We start from the raw sequence: 25,256 nt of genomic DNA on the forward strand, positions 1-25,256 counted from the left end.
CCCCTAGTAAATGTTATTTATTTAAATCTTAATCAAGATCAGAACCCTGCCCTCGACGCCAACTTGTACATAAAGTCATGACTTGCTACCGGCTGTCTGCCTTTGCCCCAGCCTACTTTTTCACGATAACCACCAAGTAGCCCCTGCTCCTCTAGCCCTGCCTCTGTCACCCCAATCACTTTCTCTGAATCTGGCGCTACATAAAGAGCATCCACAGGACAGTACAGCTCACACATAAAGCAAGTCTGGCAATCGCTCTGCCGGGCAATAACAGGAATGCCATCCTCTACCCGTTCGAAAACATTGGTTGGGCAGACCGATACACATTGGTTGCACTCTACACATCTGGCAGCGCTGATCACCTCAATCACGATAAAACACCCTCCTTGGCCACGGCTTCTGTCTTCACCCATACCTGATCCAATCCACCGCTAATCAAGCGATGATGCTGATCTTGATCCGTTCCCTTAAAATCTTCACGCTTATGCATGCCCCTCGTCTCAGTACGGGCAAGCGCAGAATTGTACATCCAGCGGGCGGTTGCTGTCATGGCTTCTGCTTCACGCGCTTTAACCCCTTCAGGTGTACGCTGAATCTCACGGCTGCGCTGATCTTTCCACAGTTCATCCAGACGACCTAATGAAGAGGTCAGCCCTTTGTCCGTACGGAATAAATTAATGTCATACGGCTTCACTTCAGCCTGCACAGCAGATATAACCTCTGTCGTTTGAGCAGTCACTCCTGGCTTCACTTCTTGATGAACCAGTGGGGAAGACGATAAGCCGACTGGATTACGGTGCGCTGCATGTGAGCCAAGGCTCTGCGCATAGACAGCTGCCCCTTCTCCTGCAAAAGAGCCGGATGACATAGCCCAAGCCGCATTATGGCTGCCACCACCAGTAAATCCCCCGCAAATCAGCTCACGGGTTGCTGCATCTCCTGCCGCATAAAGTCCCGGAACACCTGTGCCACAGCTTTCGTCTGTGATATGAATACCACCCGTCCCGCGAACCGTTCCTTCGAGACGAAGCGTAACCGGAAAAGCATCCTTGAACGGATCGATCCCTTGTCGATCAAAGGGCAGGAAAAAGTTCGTCTGCGCCACCCGCAGCAGCGGTCTTAAATCTTCGGGCGCTCCATCCAGTTTGGCGTACACCTGATTGCCTGCCAGCAAATTCCGAGCGATCACTGAACGCCCTTTCTTGGAACCTGCCCCTTCCACAATGCTCCCATCCTCATAATAAAAGCTGGCATAGCTGTAGTACGCCGTCTTGGTCACCGATGAGAACGTAGGGCAAATCGCGTAGGCATTAGAGAACTCCATACCTGACAGATTTGCTCCGGCCTCAGCAGCGAATAAATAGCCATCACCGGTAAGCACGTTGCAGCCGAGTGCCTTACTTAAGAAGGCGCATCCCCCAGTAGCAATAACGACCGCTCCGGCTTGAACCGTCCAGGTCTCACCACTCTGCGTATGAACGCCAGCCGCTCCGGCTACGCCATGCTCATCCGCAAGGAGCTCCATGGCTGGGCTATGATCTAAAATTTTAACGCCCGCCTTTTTCACCAGTTTACGCATTAATTTCATATATTCCGGTCCCTGAAGACTCCTACGAAACTGATTGCCCTGCTCATCTACAGGGAATGGATATCCTGAAACGCCAAGTTTGTTCATATTGACATACGTACGGTCTAGCACTCGGTCCATCCAGCGGGATTCAGCCAGCTGACCGCCCAATATATATCGACTTGCCTTAGCTTCCTCCCGGAGCTTTTCATCCGGCTTGACATACCAGACCCCTGTTCCCGAAGGCGCAGTTGCACCGCTCGAACCGCAATAGCCTTTATCTGCGAGGACAACTTTCGCACCCTTTGCTGAGGCCGTAAGGGCTGCCCATGTTCCTGCCGGTCCTCCGCCTATAACGAGCACATCCGCCACCAAATTCAACGATCCTTTTTGTATCGATCTACTCATAGCCCAAGACCTCCTCAATTGGTTTACCCTTCGTAACTATCGCGCCAGAACAAGAACTTGCGTTCAATGATTCGGAACAAAGAGTCGATTAACTTACCGACTATAGCAAAAATAATAATGCCTACAAATACAACCTCTGTATTTGAATTCTGCTTCGCCTCATTGATCAGAAATCCAATGCCGGATTGTGATCCAATAAGTTCAGCTACAACAAGACCAATCCATGCTACAGCCAATGACAGCCGCAATCCTAACAAAATCCCAGGTAATGCTGCCGGCAATATCAACCTGCGCAGCTTCTGATACGGGCTAAAGCCTAATACTAGAGACACTTCAAACAGCTTGTTATCCACATTGCGGATGCCCATAAACGTATTAATATAGAGTGGAAAAAATGACCCTGTCAGAATGATCACTACTTTAGACATCTCCCCAAAGCCAAACCACAAAATAATCAGCGGTGCTATAGCTAGATGCGGGACAAGCCGCAACACCTGCACACTAGGATCTAGCACATATTCCACACTGCGAAATAAACCAGTCAGGACTCCGAATAAAAGGCCTAGAACACCTCCGATGAGAAAACCAATTCCCGCTCTCCCCATACTGACACCTAGATGATGAGTTAACTCTCCAGTAACCAATAGGCCTGTAAACGCTCTGGCGATCGACAACGGAGTCGGCAAAAACTGCGCGGAGATCAGTCCGGTGCTTCCTGCCAGCTGCCAAAGGACGATCGTCACCACCGGAATGATAGCGCCCGTTCCCCAATCTGACAGTAGAGATTTCCATGCTATAGGTACCGCGGATCTCTCCGATTTCTTAGTCGATAAAGGAGCAGTATCACTGCTATCTAACGATTCCCGTGCTCTTGTAGCGTTTTTTAAAATAGCTTCTACTCCATCGCTCATGGTGCATCCCCCTTTCGTTTCTTGCGCGTTTTCTGTTTATCCACGATAGTTGTCCTGCCATCTGAGCAGCCGTCGTTCAATGTAGCGGACAATAGAGTCACTCACCATTCCTGCAATAGCAAAAATAATAATTCCCACGAACACCACAGGGGTATCCGCGAATTGACGCGCGTCCGACATCATATACCCAATGCCTGAAGTGGAAGCAATCAGCTCTGCTACTACCAGACCTAACCAAGATAGCCCCAAGGAAAGGCGCACTCCGAGAATAATGTTCGGCAGCGCCGCTGGAAGCACTAATCTTACAACTTGCTTAAACCGACTGAACCCAAGCACTCGAGAAACTTCGAACAGCTTATTATCCACACCGCGAATGCCCATAAACGTATTAATATAAAGTGGGAAAAATGCGCCTTTAGCAATCAACAGCACTTTAGATTCCTCGCCAATCCCGAACCATAAGATGAACAGCGGCACTACCGCCAAGCTCGGTATCATGCGAATCATTTGCAGGGAGGGATCTAGCAATTTCTCTGATCTGCGGAACAGACCTACAAGAATACCTAACAGCAGTCCAAGTCCACCACCGAGCAGGAAGCCGGAAAGAGCTCTCACCAAGCTGATCCTAAAGTTCGGCCATAAATCCCCTGAGACGGCCAAGGATACAAATGATTCTGCAATGGTATACGGTGTCGGAAACAGCATTTCTGAGATCATTCCATAGTGTCCTAGGGTCTGCCACAGAATCAGCACAGTGCCCGGCAACAGAAGACCCAGTCCCAATGTTGTTACCTTTCCGGGGCGTTCGGAAGTTCTTACGGCCATAGCCCGATTTGTCATGCTCTGCACCCGCCTTTTTTTAGCTTTACAATCTCTTTAAAAAACAGAAAGAGACCCTCGAATATTATTGCCTTCGAAAGTCTCCATGGGTATGGTCGACCTATTTTATATTCCTGCTCCATCTGTAAGCTCTAGCTCATCTACCTTTTCAAAATAATTCAACACCTTCAAACGTAGCTCTTGAAAGGAAGACGTTGTTTTTTTGCGTGGATACGGCAGATCAACCGGTACAATCTTACGTATCTTTCCGGGGCGCGGTTCTAAAATCACTACCCGATTGCCTAGGAATACAGCCTCATCAATATCATGTGTTACAAAAATCATGGTTGTTTTATTCGCACGCCAAATGTCCAGTAATACCGTCTGCATATGTGCTCGGGTGAACGCATCCAGTGCACCAAACGGTTCATCCAGCAGCAGGATTTTGGGATTTCGCAGTAGTGCACGGGCTATCGCCACCCGTTGGGCCATCCCTCCCGATAACTCCCGGGGATAGGATTTCTCAAATCCATTTAACTTGACGAGATCAATCAACTCATCGACCTTCCGTCTAATCTCCTTGTTCCCTAGCGGTAAATCGGAAGCAATATTCTTCTCTACGGTGAGCCAAGGAAAGAGACGATGCTCTTGAAAAATAAACCCTTTATCAATTCCGGGACCTCCAATTTCCGTCCCTCCTAGGGTAACACTCCCCGTATAACCGCTGTCCAAACCGGCCACGATGCGCAGCAGCGTGCTTTTGCCGCAACCGCTGGGGCCGATGACCGTAATGAATTCACCCTCTTGCACATGGAGATCAACATTATACAGTGCCTGAACATGACCCCCTGCAGACTCAAAACGTTTATTCAGATTTGAAATAGCCAGCAACGCTTCTCCCATCCTGACCCCTCCTTCAATTCTGTATACAAAAAACAGAGGTATTGCGCTTTTACATTCGCAATACCTCTGTAGGAACAGTCGGTAATTTTTATTCAAAGTAAATCAATTGGAATTATAATATTTAAAATATCATCGTTTTTATTAGCTGTCAACAAAAAACAAGCCCTTTTATGGAACGATGTGGAGTTACTTTTAGTCCGTAAGTTATAAAAACAATGATTTTAATCACTTTTAGTAGGATGAAAGTATTAAAAATTCTTGCTTTTGCGTCGATATAATGAAGTAAGTTTATGAAAAATTGGTTCTAAGGAAGGGGTTTTTGCTTGAAAAGCATATCATTAAAATGGGGAGCAACACTTGTTGCCCTTAACACCTTATTCAGTGGTACACTCTATGCATCTGCAGCTGAAATCACTCTACCGTTTTCTGATTTAACAGAAATACAACAGACGAAAAGTGCCGCAATCCTCGAGGCTGCTCGTCTAGGATTGCTTAAAGGTGACCCGAACGGACAATTCAGACCCACTGCCACAATTACTCGCCAAGAGCTGGCAGCCATTCTAGCGAAGACCTTAAAGCTAGATTCCTCAGTGAACCCCGCTTCTTCCTTTAAAGATGTATCTGACTCCAGTTGGAGTGTCTCCGCTATTGAAGCAGTGAAGAAGGCAGGATTTATGGAGGGTGATCTTACAGGTAATTTTAATCCATTCAGGCCTGTAACCAGAGAAGAGCTTGCAGTTATATTTGTACGTGCTATCCATGGAATTGGGGCGCAAGGTGGACATGCCCACAAGGTTAATGATGAATCCGCAATCAGCAATTGGGCAAAAGAGTACACCGATGTCGCACTTCGCCTTAAACTTATAGATTCTCCCGAAGATATATTCAGCCCCAAAGGTACTGTACAGCGCCAGGATATAGCTTCTTTTCTGCTGAATATTTTTAAAGAAGAACAACAAACGGCAACGATCGACAATATCGATGGAGATTTCGTAACGATCAATGGCACACCTTACCTCATTGAAGATAGCCTTAAAGAATTAATGACTGTTAACAACCATGATGCTTTAAAAGGAGCTGTTCTTAAGTTCAATTCCTTGAATCGTCATGTGCACGGTTTACAGGAGCTAGAAATTGTACAAAAAGGGGTTCAACTAAATACCTCCGGCTTACCTTCTAGTTCTTTACTTAACATTTCAGGAAATGATGTTGTTATTAAAGGTGATGTTTCCGGTGATTTGAAGATCAAAAATGGCGTTTCGAGTATAACCTTTCAGGGCCAAGTGGGGCAGATCATTGTGGATTCTATAACTCCAGTTACTATTCATGGTAGCTCTTCCCTGCAAACCTTAAAAATAGTTGAAGGCGGCGCTAAGATTACCCTCGATCCAGCCCTGTCTATTCAAAATCTGCAGTTGCCCGGCAACAGTCTGCCTTCGCATTTCATAACAAATTACACAGCCATTCAAGGTAATATCAAAATGGTTCAAAATACATCCGGAGTTATTGCTCCTGCATATACTCCGTCCACGTCTGCTAACGCCGTGAGCGATTCGACTCCTGAGCCTTCTCCGGTGGCCACTCCGAGTCCTTCTCCGGTGGCGACCCCGAGTCCTTCTCCGGTGGCGACCCCGAGTCCTTCTCCGGTGGCGACCCCGAGTCCTTCTCCGGTAGCGACTCCGAGTCCTTCTCCGGTGGTTACTCCGAGTCCTTCTCCGGTGGTGACCCCGAGTCCTTCTCCGGTGGCGACCCCGAGTCCTTCTCCGGTAGCGACTCCGAGTCCTTCTCCGGTGGCGACTCCTGAGCCTACACCTACCCCGACTCCGGTGAACCATGCACCAGTCGTGCAAAAAAATATTGATCCAATATCTGCTCTGATCACCAGTGGCACTCAAAACGTTGATATCAGCAACGTGTTCATTGATCCGGATGGCGACCCGCTTACATTCGTGGCTTCCTCCTCTGATGCTGGCGTCGCCACTGTATCTGTAAATGGTAATCGTCTCAACCTTGTTCCGGTCCATTCAGGTACAGCCACGATTACCATAACAGTAATGGACGGTCGAGGCGGCATTAACACCGCAACTTTTGTATTCACTGTAACGTCTAATCAGCCGCCAATTGTGATATCTGAAATCACTACTCAGCTCTTAACCCCAGGTATCACGGCCCCACGTACATTTGATCTGGGGCAGCTTTTTCAAGATCCAGACAATGACAGGCTTACTTATTCAGCTTCTATAGATAACGTAAATGCTGGCACACTTAGCCTTAATGGCAACATTCTGACGGTAACTCCGGCAGCTAATAGTTCAGCGAGTGGTTTAGTGACCCTCATAGCAAGCGATGGTAAAGGAGGTTCAACTACCACAGCTTTCACCTTGATTACAGCCCAGCTTGTAAACAACGGCTTTGTGCCAATAACCACCAAGCAAGGTATACCGAATCTTTCCTTCGACATTTCCAAGCTGATTCCTAACCAGAACCAATTTAAAGTGTACACAGAAAACATCAAGGGTTCATTAAGCGGACCAGTAACTCTGAATGGAGTTATATGGAATGGCCCTACAAGTCCAGGAACGGTATGGATAGTAGGTTCTGATGGCAATGCGGTTGTATTATCCATAAGCGTGGCTTCACAGGGTACCTCTGAGCTATTCTTCTCAGAGTATCTGGACGGCGGGAATGGCAGAATTGCAGTCGAACTGTATTACAGAGGAAATGGTACTCCCAATGATATGGCAGAAGGCTACACTCTAGAGGTCCACCAATTTATGAAAGCAACCCAAAGCAAACAGGTTTATTCCCGTCCATTATTTCCTGTATTCCCAACAATGCCGTATATTTTTATAGATTCTACTTTTGGGGACGCATTTGATTTATTAAATATCTTCTATTACAATGACGATCTGAGTCTATATAATCCAGGAGCATATAATATTACAGCATTAGTACTGAAGAAAAACGGCCAAATCGTAGATGTTCTCGGTGATCCTTCTTCTACTCAGCAATTCCTCTCCACAGGTGGAACTATTGTCCGAAAATCTGGTATATACACTGGATCACAGCAGTTTTCACTTGAGGGTGAGTGGAATCAATATCCAAAAGGAACTTACTATTATTTCGGAAGCCATACTCCTTAAGCACAGGAAGGAACTCAACTCTCAATACTAAACATTCCAGCTATAAAAAGCGGCTCTCCAAAGCAGCCCTATTAATGTAAAAAACAAGAAGGCAGTGATCCTCAGATATTAGAGAATCACTGCCTTCTTGTTTATCTGCATTGCATAACGTTAAGTGCACGTTGGGCAAACTTCGGAAACCTTTGAGTTCATTGCATTCTGTACACTTATTTCATAACCTCTTCCACATATCACTTCAAACCTATCGCTCCCTCGGTTCTTAGCTACACGGTTTCACATCAGATATCTTAAATATAAATATACACTTGAGATCACAATGGACAACAGCATCAAAGGAAAACCCACCTTCAAGTACTTCATGAATGTGATTGGGTAGCCCTCTTTACCAGCTAGACCCGCAACGATCAGATTGGCACTGGCACCGATTAATGTACCATTTCCGCCCAAGCAAGCGCCCAAGGCCAAGCTCCACCAGAGGGGCTCCAGATTGGTAATCCCCATCTGCCCCATCTCCTGAATCAAAGGAATCATCGTTGCTACAAACGGAATATTATCAAGAAATGCAGAAGCAATTGCACTCACCCATAAGATCATCATTGAGCTCTTTAGTACATCTCCGCCCGTTAATTCGATTGCTTTGGCAGCCAGCTCCGCGATGACACCCGTCTCGACGAGTCCTGATACTAGAACAAACAGTCCGATAAAAAAGAAGATCGTAATCCACTCCACGCTGTGAAAAGCTTTCTCCAGCATGTGTTCTCCTCCAGTTAGTAAGAGCAGTAAAAAAGCCCCAGCTAAGGCAACCGTAGCAGACTCCAAATGTAACGCCTGATGTAAAAAGAAGCCTGTAATCGTAATTCCAAGTACGATCAAGCATTTTCGCAGCAGCTTATGATCCGTAATCATCGCCTTCTCATCCATGCTCATGATGCTTTGCTGCAATTCCGGCGTAGATTTAATTTGCTTACCAAACATCAACAGGAAAAGCGGGATATACGCCAACATAATGATAATAATCACGGGTGTCAGATTGCTGATAAAGGACATAAAAGTCAGCTCTTTCACAGCACTGCCAATCATAATATTCGGCGGATCTCCGATCAATGTTGCTGTCCCACCGACATTCGATGCGATAATTTGTGACATCAAAAAAGGCAGCGGATTTATGCGCAGTTGTCTTGTAATACTGAAGGTAACGGGTACCATAAGTAGCACTGTTGTAACATTATCCAAGAAGGCAGAAGCCACAGCAGTAATAACAAATAAGGCAATCAGTATCCGTCTCGGCTTCCCTTTCGCCAGCTTAGCCGATTTCACGGCTGCATATTTAAAGAGCCCTGTCTCTGCAGTAATTCCTACAATCATCATCATGCCTACAAGTAATCCAATGGTATTAAAATCGATGTGATGCAATGCCGTCTCCTGATCCACAATGCCCATCGCTACCATAACAATAGCACCTAACATCGCTAGGATCGTACGGTGAATTTTTTCAGATATAATCAGTCCATAAATCAGTAGAAAAATACCTATCGCCCAAATTGCTTGCTGTTCCATAAAATCCCCCGGTCCTTCTATTTAATTTCTTAAATCTATATCCTATTAATCATAAATTAGAATTGTGTTTTTCGCACTGGGATTTTAAAGTCCAATTCACAGAAAACGGCTCTACCGAATATTCTTCGGTGAGCCGCTTATGAATTCTATTATTTCATCTTCAGTGCCTGCGGCTCCTTGAAAGCAGTTAGCTTCCCTTTGCTCTGTACAATAATCATCCCGTTCTCCAGCAAGGTTGGGCCAAATACTCTATCTGGTGTTTTGAGCTGTAAGATCGGTTTTGCGGTAATCAGGTCTATCGCGATTAATTTTCCGTCAGTCTGGGCCACATACATACCATGTCCGAGCAGATCAAAGCGTGCAATCGGATTGCTAATTCCACTATACTGAACCGCTGATTTATTCGCCATTTTAACACCATAAATACTTTGTCCCTTACTAAAAAGAATTCTTCCATCATAAGGACCAGCTGCGTATTCTAAATTCGATCCGATAGATGCATACGAGTAATTATCTCGTGTTACGGTAGCAGGATCTGCATTCAGGGGGTAACTAAAAACACCCTCTTCCCCTGTTATATAAATTCTGTCACCGTCACTCCAGGCACTGCCTCCCTTAAATGCTTCGGGATCATTCGGGTCAATATTAGCAGGATTATACTCTACGGTTTTTACCACTTACCCTGTCTTAACATCCAGACTGTCGAGTGTCGGAAGTGGGTAAGTATCGAATAAGGTAGCTTTCCGTTGTACGACAAGCGTTCCATTAATCTCTGCAATCGGAAGATCATAATCTCTATTATTCCAAAGCTCCTTACCCGTTGTTCGATCAAACACATGCAAGATGTCATACGTATATGCTCCAGATACTGAGTTTTGAGCTAGTACCAGATTCCCCTCAACCATAAACGGTTCAAACAGCTGATCTCTGAAGTTATCACGCCACTGCAACTTGCCATCCTTCAGATTGTAGGCTTGAATATCACCATTGGCTGCGGCAAATAGCTGATCTTTATCAAGAACCAATTGACTGACACCTTTACTATTTGCTGACGAGCTCCATTTATTTTTTCCAGTAGCTGCATTCACTGCATAGATGGTACCCGCCTCAGAAGTCGCGTAAACCACGCCGTCTTGATAAAGCATCGGTGTTTTTAATTTAGCACCGTATTTCCACACAACTTTTCCTGTCTGAGCGTTAACGGCAAGCAGTTGACCCTTTTGAAGCATAAAAACTTTACCTGCACCAACAGAAACAACCCCCTTCCCCATGAGGTAATCCGTCGGTACATTTTCTAATGCTGGTAAATCCATCGTTGTTGACCACTCTACCTTCGCAGCAGGCAGATTTGCATAATAATCCTCAAAGTTTGAGCCTATATACGAGGTGTGTGAATCAATCCCAGCAGCTTGTACCGGATTTACCATAAGCAATACCCCTAAACCAATAACTGCAGTACGAAGATGTGATTTTAATAATGTTCCTCCCACTACCACACGCCTCCTCATATAAATGCTATCTTTGGATATATTTTTAAAATGAAATATAATACTAATGACAATTATAATGTAATAACATGGATTAATCTTCCTCATTTTGTAATTTAAAAGACTGGAATTCAAAACATTTACTCATAAACTTACAATTTGTAAGTTATTGTGTTATAATAATCACATTCTTTCATAAACGAACAAGCTTTATCAAATATATGAATAACAAGGGGTTTGTGATCATGAGTAACGAGGTAACCACAGCATCAGCAGCCGATTTTGAATTCGGTATCTACACCTTAGGAGACATAGTAGCTGATTGTCATACCGGCAATAAGATCAGCCCGAAACAACGACTTGACGAAGTTGTAGCTGCGGCGAAGTTAGCGGATGAAGCGGGGCTTGATGTATTCGGTGTAGGTGAGCATCACCGTCTTGATTTTGCAATTTCTTCGGTTCCAGTCGTTCTGGCCGCCATCTCTCAGGTTACCCGTAGAATCAAACTGACGAGCGCCACCACCGTATTAAGCACCATTGATCCCGTGCGCGTGTTCGAGGATTTCGCCACGCTTGATTTACTGTCGAATGGACGTGCAGAGATTATTGCTGGACGTGGTGCTTTTGTGGAATCTTTCCCGCTCTTCGGGTATGAACTTGAAGACTATCATCGACTTTTCACCGAGAATATCAATCTGCTTCTCGAGCTTAATAAGCATGAAATTATGAACTGGGAAGGTTCCTTCCGTTCATCCTTGAAGGATTCTGAGATTGCTCCACGCCCTCTTCAACAAAGCCTGCCGGTATGGATTGGTGTAGGAGGTTCTCCTGAAAGCGCGGAGAAAGCCGGCGTACTCGGAACTGGAATGGCCATCGCCATTCTTAGCGGTAGTCCAGAACCTTTCCAAGAGCTTGCCGCAACTTATCGACGCGCTGGAATGCAGGCGGGGCATTCACCTGAAGCATTAAAGATTGCAATTACTAGCCACGGCTACATTGCCGAAACTTCACAGCAGGCACTCGATGAATATTACCCTTACTATTATAGTTATCGTAATTCCATCAGCCCAAAACCTGGACAAGAATACAGCGTCTCTCGTGACGACTTTGGCCAATATGTATCTGCTGATAACACGATGGCTGTGGGCAGCCCGCAGCAAATTATCGAAAAAATCCTTTATCAGCATGAGCTGTTCGGCCATAACCGTTTTATGACTCAACTCGACATCGGTGGCCTTCCTTACGCCAAGGTAGCCAAGGCAATTGAACTATTGGCAACAGAGGTTGCACCTGTCGTACGACGCGAAATTGCCAAGAAAAGCAGTCGATAGAGCTGAAGGCTGTCCCAGTAAGCATAGAAGCGCTTCTCCTGTTAATGGAGAAGCGCTTCTATGTGCTGCTGCAGCATTGTTTGTGGCTTGGTGCACTATGTATGACTTGCTACAACACGTTGTGCAGAGCGCCCTCACAACGGCTGAAGAATTGAAACAGAAGCTCTGCTTAGGAATTAGGGAATATCTCCCTAATAATCGGAGATTTCTGCTCATTATTCTAACAATTAGGGAATATCTCCCTATAATTGACCTGATTCGGTGCTAAATATAGATATTCCCCCGATTTTTAGGGAGGAATTCCCTAATTCCATTCATTTAGAGTTATTACCAGCTATTTTTAGGGAGTTTTTCCCTAATTACTCCAAAAATTTCATTAGTCCCACAGCTTAATACCTCAATCGAGCGTTACATTTACGCAAAAAAAGAAGCTGCCCCTTAAGTAGATTTCTACTTTTGAGACAGCCACTTATGCTTATCACGCAAAGGAAGGTTTATTATTATCTACCTTACCGCTAATAAGCTTCTTATATTCATCGTCTCCGCCGTCTAAAGAAGGCGCAGTATAAATTTGAGCTGAAGCTGGTTGCTGAGCAGTATGGCTCGAGCCTGCTTTACTTGAGGTGTTCTTATCTCCTGAACTACTGCTTCCACCACTTGCAGATCGGAGAACAGCACCCGTTAAGTTATTCATACCCTTTATTCTCTTCATGCTGAATCCTCCCCTACTAAATGATTGATGGTACGGAATAAATCCTGATTATGCCCAACTACCGCCTTAAGATCATCCGCAGATAACCCATCACTCCCTGAAAAATGTACGGAAAGAACATGTTTCTTACCTAGAGGATAGCATAGGATATATACCTCTGCAACTTCTGTTCGTTGAAAAAAAGTCCATTTGCTCGATAAAAATGCATCCACCACACTAGGCCGCTTCTCATTCCCTCTCGTTACAGACAGGGGGTAAGAGTGACCACGCCCAACATTCCCTCCGACCTGAACAAGAGTCTCCTGCTCTTGAGCCTGCCAAATCGCTGCACCGATTACACGACAATGCTTCGGAGGTAAAAAGGAATTGCGTATCGCCTCGCTGAGTGCGTGATACTTCTCTCCATTTTCGGAGATGGTCACATTACTATTATATTGCCAAAAGAAATGAAGGATACTTTCTTTGCGCCTTAATTCTATCTTTAGCTGCTCTAAATCTTTAACCGGGTCCCGGAATCTACCACGCTCTTGAATACTATCAATAATCTTACCACAGCTCACATCTACAGCAGCTGTAGGATTATCATGATGCACTTCATACTCTAGAGATGTAATTCCTGATAAATCAGACAACAGATGGTACTCTTCAACATTCTCTCCAGGGATTAAATCATCACGGGCAGTCACCTGATCAGGCACTAGACAAAATACGCGGCTACGCCGTAATCTAGCCCAGAATAAACCCATTTCAAACCCCGTATTATCACGTGTCACATAATAAAATTTACCGCGTATTTTGGCAACATCATCTGGCGAGAACACAAATACAGCAAAATCGCTCTCATCCAAATTTCGCTCCAGTGCCTCCATTGTATATTCATTCGCTCGAAAGGCATTGGCATACCAAGGATGAACTTCAGCATCCCTCTTTAGCTGCTCATGAATCGCTCTTGCATAACGTATGGATTCCCTGGAAGATCCAATGAATAGCTTTGGTTTAGTCACGGCAGTCTCCTTCATCCTTTTCCCATTATGTAATAATTATACAAGTCTTTAGACAGCTGGAAAAGAGGCCTTATTCACAAAAAATATTATTCTAAACCTCGTAAAGTGGGTAAAAAATTACGACTACTTTGAAAAAGCGAGGATACTATGAATAAAATGATAGGTGTCACATTACTTGCGGCAAGTCTTATGGGTATCGCAGCGTCACAGCCTGCTGAAGCTAAAACAGCAGCCAGTTATACCGCTCAGGTATACGCGAACTCTTTAAATGTACGCAGCGAGCCGGCTAAGAATGCAACTGTGGTAGGATCTATTAAGAACGGTGCCAAAGTAACTGTGTCCGATGAGCAACACGGTTGGTTAAAGGTGAAGACCGGAAACACCTCTGGTTGGGTAGCCGGCTATTACCTTAAAAAGGTGAACAGCAGCTCCCAGCAATCTGGCGCTTCTAAATCTTCCAACACCAGTAATGCTTCTTCCACCTCAACCAGCCCTTCGGGTAACACCACAAAGGCTACCGTAACGGCAGATTCATTGCGTATCCGAAGCGGTCCGGGAACACAATATAAGATGCTTGGTTCTTTAAAAGCCAAGGATACTGTTACCCTCCTCCTTCGTCAGAACGATTGGGCGCGGATTCGAACAGCTAGCGGTGACACCGGTTGGGTCGCAGCGCAATATATCCGTACCGGAGCAACGCAAAGCATCACAAACACCGTTTCGCGCACAGGAAATTTACGAGGAAAATTAATCGTCGTAGATCCCGGTCATGGCGGCAGTGATCCAGGAATGCTCGGCACTACATATAACACCATGGAAAAGGATTTGAATCTGCATACTGCCCTTTATCTCCGCGATGCCCTTTTAGCTAAAGGTGCACGGGTTGAGATGACACGTACCCGGGAGGACCAGAAGCCTACACTCGCTCGGCGAGTTCAAATGACTGAGGCTCTGCATGCTGATGCATTTGTAAGCATTCATTATAATTCCTCACCTAAAAAAGTGTCCGGAACACTGACCTTCTTTTACTCCGAGTCCGATGATCTGAAGCTGGCACGGGCGATAGAATCCCGGCTAGGCCATGGCATTGGTCTAAAGAGCAACGGGTTATCCTTTGGCGATTATCACATCCTGAGGGAGAATCGAATTCCAGCTACCTTAGTTGAACTCGGATTTCTTACCAATCCTACAGATGAGTCAATTGTCCGCAAATCCTCCTATCAGAAAAAAGCAGCCAAAGCCATCGCGGAAGGATTGGCAGACTACTTTAGAAACTAGCCAGACCTACAAACAAATAACAGAAAAAGAAGCAGGCTAGAAAATTCCTAGCCTGCTTTAGTTTGCATCTCATATTTAACCTTCTATTAATCCCTTCTTGATCAGGAAATTACGAGCTACATCCTCTTCCTTGAGTGCATCCACATCAACTTCTGCGTTCAATTGTTGCATTTCTTCATCACTGATCTGTCCGTTCAATTGATTTAAGATACCCTCTAGTTCAGGGTATTTATCTAGCGTTTCCTGACGAATAATCGGTCCTGCATCATAAGGAGGGAAGAATTCCTTATCATCCTGCAGAATCACCAGATCATGTACTTTAATTTGCGCATCCGTTGCATATGCATTGGTTACATCAGTTTCCCCATCGTCGATCGAACGGTACATGATACCATGGTCCATTCCTTTGTTCTGCTTGAAGTCCATACCGTAGAGTTTTTGGATACCAGGGTATCCGTCCTCACGATCCAAGAACTCGAACTCTACGCCAAGAACCATTTCTCCAGATACTTTCGCCAAATCGCTGAAGGTCTTTAGATTGTACTTCTCAGCCGTTTCGCGACTAACAGCTAAAGTGTAGGTATTATTTATGCCGAATGGATCCAGAAAGGCCAGTCCATCTTTTTTAAGCAGTTCTCTTGTTTTAGCCAACGATTCCTCGGAGTTTCCTGTCTTCTCCTGATAGTAATTAGCTACAATGGTACCGGTGTAATCCGGATATAGCTGAATGTTATTATTCTCAAGTGCACTCCAAGCTACATTAGAGCCTCCCAAGTTCATCTGGCGCTTCACTTTGATATCTGTTTTATCTTCTATCAGATCTGCCATCATATGAGCGAGTAGAACATTCTCCGTGAAGTTTTTGGAGCCAATTGTGATTTCTCCACTGTTACCAGCAGCAGCGTTATTATTCCCGCCACCACATCCAGCAAGTAGCGCCCCCATTAATACTGTAGTTAAAACGCCTGTCATCAATTTTGGAATTTTCATATATAATCTCCCCTTTTATATTCTTTCTAGACCAGAGCTTAAGTTATACTTTCAATCCCTTTGGAGTCGTAAGGCGTTCGAGCAATCCGAGTAGATAATCCAGTACGAGTGCAAGAATCGCGGCCGGAATAGCTCCAAGTAAGGTTAGAGCTTCGATGTTCCGTTGAATACCCAGGAAAATAAATTCACCCAATCCGCCAGCACCGATAAAGGCTGCCAGTGTTGCTGTCCCGACATTAATAACTGCAGCAGTACGGATTCCTGCCATAATTACACTTAAAGCTAAAGGGAGTTGGACGCGGAATAGAATCTGCCAGTTCTTCATACCCATTCCCCGGGCCGCTTCCACTATAGATTGGTCCACATCAGTTATTCCCGTGTATGTGTTGCGGATAATTGGCAGCAGTGAATACAGAAATAAAGCTACAACTGCCGTCTTCATCCCTATGCCGAATAGAGGAATCATAAATCCCAGCATCGCCAGACTAGGTATCGTCTGAAGAATCCCAGCCGCACCAAGCGTAACACCTTTCAGAGGTTTAACCCTTGTAATCATAATTCCTAGCGCAATGCCAACAATAATTGCAAATAACATGGACAAGAGCACAAGTTGCATATGCACGCCCATAGAATGAATCAAATCTTCCCTACGTATATCTAATTGATATATGAGCTGTTGCCATAATGATTGATCTCTCATATAGACATTTCCTCCTCTTTCACGCCTCCCCATTGTGCGGCAAACGCCGTCAGAAGACTGCCTCTTGTAACAATCCCGGCAATGATCCCCTCAGCGGTTACAATCGGAATAATGCCGTAAGGAGCTTCCGTAATCAATGATAATGCGTCTCTTGCTGTTGCTGTATCCTGCAGCACCACTTGAGGTGGTGTCATAATTTCTTCGATAGTAAGGCTTTGTTCCATTTTGGCGGTAACATCATAAGCGGAGACTATGCCAAGCAGCTTACCTTTCTCGTTTCCAACCAGTAATGTATCCATTTTGCGTTGACGCATAAAGGTAAGAGCTTTGCCCAGCGTGCGCCCTGGAAGCGATGTAGATGGATTGTCGCGCATAACTTCTGTTACGGGGATATACTCAGGGTTTTGGTAAATGCGGTTTTTGCCGATAAATGATTCTACGAAATCATTAGCAGGCCGGCTGAGCAGCTCATATGGTGTATCCAGTTGAACGATTTCACCGTCTTTAAGAATAGCGATCTTATCTCCAAGCTTCAGTGCTTCATCCATATCATGCGTTACAAATACAATGGTCTTCTTTACTTCTTGTTGCATGCGTAGCAGTTCATCCTGCAGCTGCTCACGGGTAATAGGGTCCAAAGCACCAAACGGTTCATCCATCAATATAATCTCAGGATCAGCCGCCAATGCACGGGCTACTCCTACACGCTGCTGCTGCCCACCTGATAATTGTTTCGGATAACGTTTGGCATATAGGGTCGGATCAAGTCCGACTAGACGGAGCATTTCTAGCACCCGTTCTTTTTTCTTATTAACATCCCACCCCTTTAGGTCGGGAATCAGGCCTACATTGTCTTCTATGGTGTAGTGCGGAAATAAACCAGCTTGTTGAATAACATATCCGATGTTCTTGCGGAGGGTTACGGGGTTCTCCTTGGTGATATCTTTACCGTGGATATAAATATGGCCTGAAGTATGCGGAACAAGACGATTTATCATTTTCATCGTTGTTGTCTTTCCGCAACCACTAGGACCGATCAGCACTAGTATTTCTCCAGCTTCAATTTCAAAGCTAATGTTCTTAACTGCTTCATAACCATTAGGGTATTTCTTACCTACTTTTTCAAATTTCAGCATAGGGTCTCTCCTTCTTATCTCTATCGTCAGATCATCTCGCCGGGCGACTCTGTAAGTTAAACTATAACAAACAACTTCCAAACTGACAACCTATAATGTGCACATAAGTTGTTTGTAATTTATTGTAATTTAATAATCAAAAAAAAGGCTATCCAGTGATAAACCCTGCTGGATAGCCTTTTCTCGACCTATTATTATTAATGATTCTCTGCATTTTTATTGATAAATTGCTCTGTTCTTTGGTACATTTTCTCATCACCAACTGCTACAAGAACATCATTTTCTCTGAGTATGACATGCGGACCTGGGGAGATTGTTACGTTCGCCCCTCGGCGAAGCGCTATAATAGTGGCCCCTGTATTCTGCCAAAATTGTAGTGTGCCAATGGTTTTACCGACCACATGTGATTGTTCATGGATTGTAATTTCTTCCGGGTGATAAGGTTTCAAATTCTTCATCCGGTCTGACGCCTCGATAATTCCAGTGAGCAGCTTCTCAAATTTGCTGTCGAGCTTCTTCTTTTCCTGCAACAATTGCTGTAGATCCTCTTTCAGTGAATAAACTGATTTCAAATAATTATTTCTAGTGATATACTCATACGCCTTTTGATCAGAGATGACAATAATCTCTTTCCCCTGCGAGACAAATACTATATTCTCATCCTTCAATAATCCCATAGCTTTACGGATCGTCTCGGGAGAAACATGGTACTGGCCTGCTAATAGAGAACGCCCGGAAAGCTTACTCTGTACGGGGAATTCCCCGCTTACAATTCTTTGTGCAATATCAAGGGCTATAGACTTATAGCCGGATATTTCCTGCATGGACATTGTCGATCTCCTTACTTTGGCGTGAATTATGAATTATAAACATGCTCCAGTATACCTTTTTTCATTCACCAAATAAAGATGTCCGCCTTATACAAACATTTGATAGACCAAAAATAAATTTAACGATACAACCAGACCGGAGATAAGCCAGCCGAGAGCAGCTGTCATCTTACGATTCACTAACCCGCCCATAATCTGACGATTGCTAGTAAACATAACCAGTGGTACCAGGGCAAATGCAATCCCAAAGGATAAGACCACCTGACTGATAACAAGTGCCTTCGTTGGATTTACACCAAAACCGATGATCGCCAATGGCGGAATAATCGTAATCGCACGGCGTAAGTACAGATTAATTCTTTTGTTGATAAAGCCTTGCATCACCACATCACCAGCCATAGTGCCTACAGAAGAGCTCGATAGTCCCGCGATAAGTAGTCCTAAGCCAAACGAAATCGCCGTTACAGGTCCAGCCAAGTGACTAAATTGCTGAAACGCGACATCCAGGTCCTCAACTACAAGACCATTTTTGAAAAACAATGCCGCGGAGACAATGACCATCGCCAGATTAACCGCACCTGCAATAATCATCGCAATAATAATATCTATGAATTCCAAATTAAAAATTTGTTTTTTCTCCGCTTCATTCACCCCTACGATGCGGTTCTGAGTAAGTGATGAATGTAGATAAATGGCGTGTGGCATCACGGTTGCGCCTAGAATTCCTGCAGCCAAAAGGATGCTGTCGACCCCTTCAAACTTAGGTGTAAACATGCCTACAGCAACCGCACCCATATCCGGTTTAGCTACAATAACTTGAAAGGCGAAGGCTAAAACGACAATAAGAATCATTGCAGCAATTCCGGCTTCAAGTGAGCGGTATCCCCTACGCTGAAGCTCTAAGATAGCAAAAGAACCCACGGCAGTGATCATTGCTGCAGGCAGCATAGGGATATCAAACAATAAATAAAGTCCTAATGCTGCCCCGATAAACTCCGCCAGATCCGTAGCTATTATTACCAGTTCACTTTGAATCCATAAGAAGATCGATACACTCTTCGGGAAACGATCATGAGCGATCTCCGGAAGGTTCTTCCCTGTAGCAATACCAAGCTTAGCGGACAACGCCTGAATAAGAACAGCCATTAAGTTCGAGGCTACAATGACCCATAATAAGAGATAGCCATATTTTGAACCCGCCGTAATGTTGGTGGCAAAATTACCTGGATCCAGATAAGCAACCGCAGCGATAAACGCTGGACCTAAGAAAGGCAGTAATCTTTTAATTCCTTTGGTCTCCCCATTAAGTACGGCTTGCGCCGAAATGGAGTTTTTATGTTGTCTCATATGCGGTTGTTCTATATGTGGTTTTTCTATTAAAGTTTGTTCCAACATGTCAATTCCTCCTCTTGCCCAAAAAAAGTTGTCTATATACACGAAAGTTTCCTCTGTGCAACTTATATTTAAAGTATATGCTCATTTCTGAAAAATGTAAATATGTTTCATTAGGAATTTTCATATGCTTGTACACTTCTGATCGACAAAAAAAACCGGACAACATCAGGAATTACCCGATCTTTGCCCGGCTTAAGCCAATTACTCCGCATTGCTTATGGTGTGAGACTTTGAATATCTCTTCTCATTTGTTCATTCTGTGTTTTCAGCTCATTCAATTCTTTCTGAAGCTCCTGATAATCAGGTGACGCTTGCTTTCTCGACCCATGCCCGTGTCCATGCTTCCCGCCCAGTCCAAACATCATAAATATCATCATTAAAGGGCAGATCAATGTAATTAACCAAGACCAATTCATAGCTTTACCTCCTAGAAATTCTTTATGACCTCTATATCATAAAGAATACTTGTGGAGAAAGGATGTGCTGTGAATTACGAATTCTTCTTCCATGTATCCTTCAGCGGTACAATCCGGTTCAGTACCAGCTTATCTGCTGTCGTATGCTTCTTATCCACACAAAAGAATCCATGGCGGATGAATTGATATTTATCTTCTGGAAGTGCACTATCCATGGAAGGCTCCAGCAAACAATTCTTCAGAATCGTTAAAGAATCTGGATTAAGATACGCGTCCCAGCGCTCATCGTCTTCTTTAGGACCGTCATTCTCTTTTAGCAGCCGCTCATATAGATGAACTTCCGCCTTGATTGCGTGTTCTGCCGATACCCAGTGGATGGTCGCTTTGACCTTACGTTCATTAAATCCACTTCCACTCTTCGTTCTCGGATCATAGGTACAGCGAAGCTCCATCACTTCTCCGGTTGCTTCGTCCTTGATCACCTCATTGCACTTAATGAAGTAGGCACCTTTTAACCTTACCTCATTCCCTATAGTCAGCCTGTGATAACCTTTAGGCGGCTCCTCCATGAAATCCTCTTGTTCAATATAAAGCGTACGTGAAAAAGGAACCTCTCTATCCCCAAGCGTCTTATCTTCACTGTTATTCTCAATCGTAAGCCATTCGCTTTGATTCTCGGGATAGTTAGTAATAACCACCTTTAGCGGCTTTAGAACAGCCATTACGCTAGGTGCCTTCGCCTTCAAATCTTGTCTAAGCGAATGCTCTAACATGGCTATATCTACAATGGTGCTATGTCGGACAAATCCGATTTCTTTCACAAAATTCCGAATACTCTCCGGCGTAAATCCTCTTCTCCGAAGTCCGCGAAGCGTGGGAAGCCTTGGATCATCCCAACCATCCACATAATGTCCTGCAACCAATTGTCTAATGTACCGTTTGCTAGTAACGACACCGGTGATGTTTACGCGTCCAAACTCCCTTTGCTTTGGAGCTTCGGGGGTATCCAGCTCATTTAGTACCCACTCATACAGGGGCCGATGATCCTTAAACTCAATGGAGCATAGGGAATGCGTAATCCCTTCGATCGCATCTTGTATAGGATGTGCAAAATCGTACATCGGATAGACGCACCAATCGTTGCCTGTTCTATAATGTTCCGCATGGATAATTCTATAAATCACCGGATCACGCAAGTTGATATTCGGTGAGCGCATATCTATTTTGGCGCGTAATACTCTGGCACCCGTAGGATAAACGCCATCCCTCATCTCTGCGAATAACTTCATATTTTCTTCCACAGAACGCTCCCGATAGGGACTGTTCCTTCCCGGCTCTGTAAGCGTCCCTCTATATGCTGTCACCTCTTCAGGTGATAAATCGCAGACATAGGCTTTTCCTTTTCGGATTAGCTTTACTGCGCTATTGTAAATTTTTTCTGAATAGTCTGATCCATAGAAAATATGGTCCGGTGAGTAGCCCATCCATTCAATATCTTCGATGATGGCATTTACATATTCCAGATCCTCTTTTAAAGGATTCGTGTCATCGAAACGCAAGTGGAACTTTCCGCCATACTTTTTTGCAGTTGTATAATTCGTGTCAATGGCATACGCACTGCCAATATGCAAATATCCGTTAGGTTCCGGTGGAAATCTGGTACAAATGTCTCTACTGTAAGTTTCAGCCTCAAGCTCTTCTTGAATAAATCTGTCGATGTAACTTTCTGCCACTACTTCTGATGGCTTATTCATTGTTGTTACCTCCTGTATATTAGTGATATCCGCCTTGTTTATCTGCAAAATAAAAAGAACCTCACCTCCAAGACTTATGGTCTTGGGGACGAAATTCTCGCGGTACCACCCCAGGTTCATTAATATGTCGCCATATTAATCTCATCAAGTACGGCAATGCATCTTTCGCAGTGCTTATACTCTAGCTCTATAACAGGAGCTCCCGTCATACCATCCCCGTCACCCGGTTCCGACATGCCGCTCAGAGGCTTGTTTCGATAAAATCCTCCTTACCCCGTTCTCATCATCCAGAGCTCTCTGTGAAGGAATGATTTTATTTACTCTTCTCGTCATCGCGTTTAATTATTTTGTATAGGATACCAAATAGATGGTCCTGTGTAAATGATGTGCTTTCTCTTCTGTCTGCTTACAATCTATTCCTCGCTCAGAGCTGTTATCAGTTCCAGCACCACTTCATTATCCGGCTCTACGGCCAAAGCTCTACGCGCGTATTCCATTGCAGCCCCTTCAGCTCCAAGCTCATAGTTACAAATCGCCATGCTATAGAGCACCGATGCTAATGGTTCTTCCGCATTGGCATGCATAGACCGCTCTAAGTAGACTAACGCCTCCTCGAACTTATCCATTTCATACAGCAGTAACCCAGCATCCAGTGAGAGGTCATAGCTCTGTTCCATCGGATAATAACCTGTCCACATGAGCTGAATCCCTCGCTGAAGATCCAGCATTTCTTCATCACTGGCATCCGGCAGCAGCTCCGAAATCTGTTCAGCACTATGGATAAACCATTCTGCATCATACCCACCTAAGCGCCAAAAAGCCAAAATCTGCTGAAGTCCCATCGTATCTATTTGCTGATCCATCCATTCCTTCATACTGAAGAAATCATCCGGGCCAAAACGCTCTATAAACCGCTTGTAGCCTAACCGAGTGTTCGTATAGCTCATCGGCGATTCCAGCATAAGAATACATCCGATGTTCAAGTTTTTATAATGATGTGAGGTAAATAAGGAATGCGCTCCTCGTTGCTCCAACGTATGCTGAATCGCATGATAGTTCGCTGTTAAGGAGAAGCTACCATGATGAATTAGCATAGGCGGCTCCGCAAATTCCCAATTCTCTATTCGGTGATCACCCTTATCCGCTGTAAGAAGTACAAACCCTCCTGTAGATAACTTAGCTAGCCGCTCCAGACAAGTAAGCCCCACCACTGGAAACAAAATATGCGAATCCTCCAGCTTCTGCTGATAGAGCTTTATAACATCGTGATAGGGATAAGTTTCCGCTTCGTAATCAGCCGCACGACGATAATGATATTGCGGGATAATTGTACCGAGTACCTCTGAGGGGTTATCCGAATCTGCATCCTCAGAATACTGAATCGACATCTCACATTCAAATATTTTACCTTCATCCACATAAATCAATTCCTGCGGGATACTGTCAAAAAAATAATTCGCCACAAGCAGCAGCGGCTGCTGTAAATCACCAGGTTTGATGCTGAGCTTAGCGTGCACTAAATACAGTTCAGTATCCTGTACAGCATCAAAACGTGCGAAATCCAGTATACCCTGCTCTACGAATGGAAGTAAGCTTGGGTGCTGCTGCCAGCTGGTTATATTTTTAACGGGTAAATCACTCATCACATAACGAAATGGAGGAAGCGGAGTCCCCGCATAATCTTTGATTTCGCATAGCTTCTTAAGGATATGGAACGCTAACCGCCCCGCTCCCGCTCCCAATTCCAGTATAGTGACTATTTCAGAGAGATGTCCTTGTCCAGCCCGATCTTGCAGGAATCCGAAGATCATTTCCGCATATGCAGTCGCAATCATAGGATTACTCGTAATATACTGCGGAACCTGATCATTATTCCAAGCCTTTAAACCCTTTTCTTCATAATAAGCCCGCTGTAATTCCCAAATGGGTGCTTCACTGAAGCGATAGTGCTGCCCTTCGTTACCTGTCATCTATTTCTTAACCTGCTCTCTGTATATCTTGTTAGAACACCTATGATACTTATTCCGCTCTCAATGTGCGTGACCTGAAAAGGACGTATTCGGCCTCTGCCGGAATGGAAACGGAAAATGACAATAATCCCGCTTTGGAGGTTAACGAATCAGGTCCTTTTAACGTTTGGTAGTAAGAATTGCCTTTGCTGTCCACACTCACCAGCTCCAGTTCCGCATTCCCTTTAGGGATGACGAAGCCGGAGGTATTTTGCACACCTAAGGTTAGTTTGTATTCTTTCCCGGATGGAGTCTGTGTCAGCGTACAGGGATATAGAGGATATGGATGTGCTGTTGTTTCCACTGGGTAAGGAGCAAGCGCTCGATCTGCCTCAGGCTTCGCCCATTCCTCCCCTTTTCTCGCACCAATGCCTAGGGTTAGTTTATTCACGTTATTGAATTGGGTTTCCCAGCGAAATGTCTTTAAACCCTCTAGGATAGGAGATGCTGGAACAAATAGGATTCCATCCTTGATCTCCGGGGCAATCCCTAATGAATCTTCTGTCTCCCCATTAAATTCTGCCTCTAGCTGTCCTGCTTTAATCTTCCCAACCGACCGGTCAAGCAGTGAAACCGTAACACTATTCGTTAGTGCGTCATAGAGCAAATCTGCACCAATCGCACTCGAAAAAGCCCGAATCGGCACCATTAATTTACCTGATTTAAAATAAGGAGCGAGTTTACCCGGAAAAAGGACGTAATACCCCCCGTATGACAGTGGCATTACCTGAGTCCCTAACTGGACAGCCGCCGACACCGATGTAGGTGTAACCGCTGAACCTGCGGCGAACATGATCACTAACAGACCGATGACATAAGCTCTTATTTTTCCTAGTCGTTGTAAGGACTCCTTAACATGATTCATCTTAAACCCCTCTCCCTCTCTACTCCGTTTAGATCCTCAAT

At 44.7% G+C, this 25,256-nt stretch carries 22 protein-coding genes and 1 other annotated feature; of the genes, 3 read left to right on the forward strand and 19 right to left on the reverse strand.

The genetic code is table 11. The features are described from left to right. Positions 1 to 38 precede the first annotated feature (38 nt). The 5 genes from NSU15_RS26780 to NSU15_RS26800 all read right to left on the reverse strand — a co-directional run bounded on the left by NSU15_RS26780 (position 39) and on the right by NSU15_RS26800 (position 4,608). Positions 39 to 371, reverse strand: a complete 333-nt coding sequence (locus NSU15_RS26780; RefSeq protein WP_076285505.1) for a ferredoxin family protein — start codon at positions 369 to 371, stop codon at positions 39 to 41. After that, positions 368 to 1,975 (reverse strand): FAD-binding protein, encoded by a 1,608-nt coding sequence (locus tag NSU15_RS26785; protein WP_042131089.1) that lies wholly within the window; start codon positions 1,973 to 1,975, stop codon positions 368 to 370. The genes NSU15_RS26780 and NSU15_RS26785 overlap by 4 nt, the downstream gene beginning before the upstream one ends. A 23-nt stretch (positions 1,976 to 1,998) precedes the next feature. Then, positions 1,999 to 2,886 carry an ABC transporter permease gene (locus NSU15_RS26790; RefSeq protein ID WP_339288176.1) on the reverse strand — a complete coding sequence of 296 codons (888 nt, stop codon included), beginning with the start codon at positions 2,884 to 2,886 and terminating at the stop codon, positions 1,999 to 2,001. Positions 2,887 to 2,922: 36 nt separating this feature from the next. Continuing rightward, the gene (locus NSU15_RS26795) at positions 2,923 to 3,726 is read right to left on the reverse strand and encodes an ABC transporter permease (protein ID WP_042131090.1); all 804 of its coding nucleotides are present in this window, start codon (positions 3,724 to 3,726) and stop codon (positions 2,923 to 2,925) included. A gap of 105 nt (positions 3,727 to 3,831) precedes the next feature. Then, positions 3,832 to 4,608, reverse strand: coding sequence for an ABC transporter ATP-binding protein (locus NSU15_RS26800; protein ID WP_339288177.1), 777 nt, complete (start codon positions 4,606 to 4,608; stop codon positions 3,832 to 3,834). Between the two features lie 323 nt (positions 4,609 to 4,931). Between NSU15_RS26800 and NSU15_RS26805 the strand changes: the two genes are divergently transcribed. Further along, positions 4,932 to 7,751 (forward strand): S-layer homology domain-containing protein, encoded by a 2,820-nt coding sequence (locus NSU15_RS26805; protein ID WP_339288179.1) that lies wholly within the window; start codon positions 4,932 to 4,934, stop codon positions 7,749 to 7,751. 273 nt (positions 7,752 to 8,024) lie between these two features. Here the strand turns inward: NSU15_RS26805 and NSU15_RS26810 are convergent, their stop codons facing one another. The 3 genes from NSU15_RS26810 to NSU15_RS26820 all read right to left on the reverse strand — a co-directional run bounded on the left by NSU15_RS26810 (position 8,025) and on the right by NSU15_RS26820 (position 10,798). Next, a complete protein-coding gene (locus NSU15_RS26810; RefSeq protein WP_339288181.1) occupies positions 8,025 to 9,308 on the reverse strand; it encodes an ArsB/NhaD family transporter in 1,284 nt (427 codons plus the stop codon). A gap of 149 nt (positions 9,309 to 9,457) precedes the next feature. Then, complete coding sequence (locus NSU15_RS26815; RefSeq protein ID WP_339288183.1) at positions 9,458 to 9,985, reverse strand: hypothetical protein; 528 nt, start codon at positions 9,983 to 9,985, stop codon at positions 9,458 to 9,460. Beyond that, complete coding sequence (locus tag NSU15_RS26820) at positions 9,986 to 10,798, reverse strand: PQQ-binding-like beta-propeller repeat protein (protein ID WP_339288184.1); 813 nt, start codon at positions 10,796 to 10,798, stop codon at positions 9,986 to 9,988. 242 nt (positions 10,799 to 11,040) lie between these two features. Here NSU15_RS26820 and NSU15_RS26825 point away from each other — a divergent pair, with 242 nt between their 5' ends. Continuing rightward, positions 11,041 to 12,126 (forward strand): LLM class flavin-dependent oxidoreductase, encoded by a 1,086-nt coding sequence (locus tag NSU15_RS26825; RefSeq protein WP_076120308.1) that lies wholly within the window; start codon positions 11,041 to 11,043, stop codon positions 12,124 to 12,126. A 478-nt stretch (positions 12,127 to 12,604) separates the two neighbouring features. On the opposite strand, the gene NSU15_RS26830 is transcribed toward NSU15_RS26825, so the two are convergent. After that, a complete protein-coding gene (locus NSU15_RS26830; protein ID WP_042131096.1) occupies positions 12,605 to 12,838 on the reverse strand; it encodes a hypothetical protein in 234 nt (77 codons plus the stop codon). Beyond that, positions 12,835 to 13,842 carry a TIR domain-containing protein gene (locus NSU15_RS26835; protein ID WP_231573941.1) on the reverse strand — a complete coding sequence of 336 codons (1,008 nt, stop codon included), beginning with the start codon at positions 13,840 to 13,842 and terminating at the stop codon, positions 12,835 to 12,837. Before NSU15_RS26835 ends, NSU15_RS26830 begins: the two co-directional genes overlap by 4 nt. Positions 13,843 to 13,989: 147 nt before the next feature. Here NSU15_RS26835 and NSU15_RS26840 point away from each other — a divergent pair, with 147 nt between their 5' ends. Next, positions 13,990 to 15,120 (forward strand): N-acetylmuramoyl-L-alanine amidase, encoded by a 1,131-nt coding sequence (locus NSU15_RS26840; protein ID WP_339288185.1) that lies wholly within the window; start codon positions 13,990 to 13,992, stop codon positions 15,118 to 15,120. 75 nt (positions 15,121 to 15,195) lie between these two features. Here NSU15_RS26840 and NSU15_RS26845 read toward each other — a convergent pair whose 3' ends face one another. From NSU15_RS26845 to NSU15_RS26885, 9 genes are all read right to left on the reverse strand, one after another. Then, positions 15,196 to 16,110: a glycine betaine ABC transporter substrate-binding protein gene (locus NSU15_RS26845; RefSeq protein ID WP_339288186.1), complete on the reverse strand. Its 915-nt coding sequence runs from the start codon at positions 16,108 to 16,110 to the stop codon at positions 15,196 to 15,198. A gap of 43 nt (positions 16,111 to 16,153) precedes the next feature. Then, the gene (locus NSU15_RS26850; protein ID WP_042131100.1) at positions 16,154 to 16,810 is read right to left on the reverse strand and encodes an ABC transporter permease; all 657 of its coding nucleotides are present in this window, start codon (positions 16,808 to 16,810) and stop codon (positions 16,154 to 16,156) included. Further along, positions 16,807 to 17,946: an ABC transporter ATP-binding protein gene (locus tag NSU15_RS26855; RefSeq protein ID WP_042131101.1), complete on the reverse strand. Its 1,140-nt coding sequence runs from the start codon at positions 17,944 to 17,946 to the stop codon at positions 16,807 to 16,809. Before NSU15_RS26855 ends, NSU15_RS26850 begins: the two co-directional genes overlap by 4 nt. 197 nt (positions 17,947 to 18,143) lie before the next feature. Beyond that, positions 18,144 to 18,776 carry a TrkA C-terminal domain-containing protein gene (locus tag NSU15_RS26860; RefSeq protein WP_339288187.1) on the reverse strand — a complete coding sequence of 211 codons (633 nt, stop codon included), beginning with the start codon at positions 18,774 to 18,776 and terminating at the stop codon, positions 18,144 to 18,146. A gap of 87 nt (positions 18,777 to 18,863) precedes the next feature. Continuing rightward, entirely contained in the window at positions 18,864 to 20,123 is a 1,260-nt protein-coding gene (locus NSU15_RS26865; protein WP_339291480.1) for an Nramp family divalent metal transporter, read from the reverse strand. Positions 20,124 to 20,386: 263 nt separating this feature from the next. Then, positions 20,387 to 20,587, reverse strand: coding sequence for a DUF2933 domain-containing protein (locus NSU15_RS26870; protein WP_042131102.1), 201 nt, complete (start codon positions 20,585 to 20,587; stop codon positions 20,387 to 20,389). A gap of 74 nt (positions 20,588 to 20,661) precedes the next feature. Next, positions 20,662 to 22,341, reverse strand: coding sequence for a glutamine--tRNA ligase/YqeY domain fusion protein (locus NSU15_RS26875; RefSeq protein WP_339288188.1), 1,680 nt, complete (start codon positions 22,339 to 22,341; stop codon positions 20,662 to 20,664). Between the two features lie 81 nt (positions 22,342 to 22,422). After that, positions 22,423 to 22,683: a binding site (T-box leader), on the reverse strand. Positions 22,684 to 22,754: 71 nt separating this feature from the next. After that, positions 22,755 to 24,311, reverse strand: coding sequence for a tetratricopeptide repeat protein (locus tag NSU15_RS26880; protein ID WP_042131104.1), 1,557 nt, complete (start codon positions 24,309 to 24,311; stop codon positions 22,755 to 22,757). A 49-nt stretch (positions 24,312 to 24,360) separates the two neighbouring features. After that, positions 24,361 to 25,215 carry a copper amine oxidase N-terminal domain-containing protein gene (locus tag NSU15_RS26885; protein WP_076120315.1) on the reverse strand — a complete coding sequence of 285 codons (855 nt, stop codon included), beginning with the start codon at positions 25,213 to 25,215 and terminating at the stop codon, positions 24,361 to 24,363. Positions 25,216 to 25,256 lie beyond the last annotated feature (41 nt).

Source organism: Paenibacillus sp. FSL E2-0201 (genome assembly GCF_037963325.1).
Classification (GTDB): domain Bacteria; phylum Bacillota; class Bacilli; order Paenibacillales; family Paenibacillaceae; genus Paenibacillus_AQ.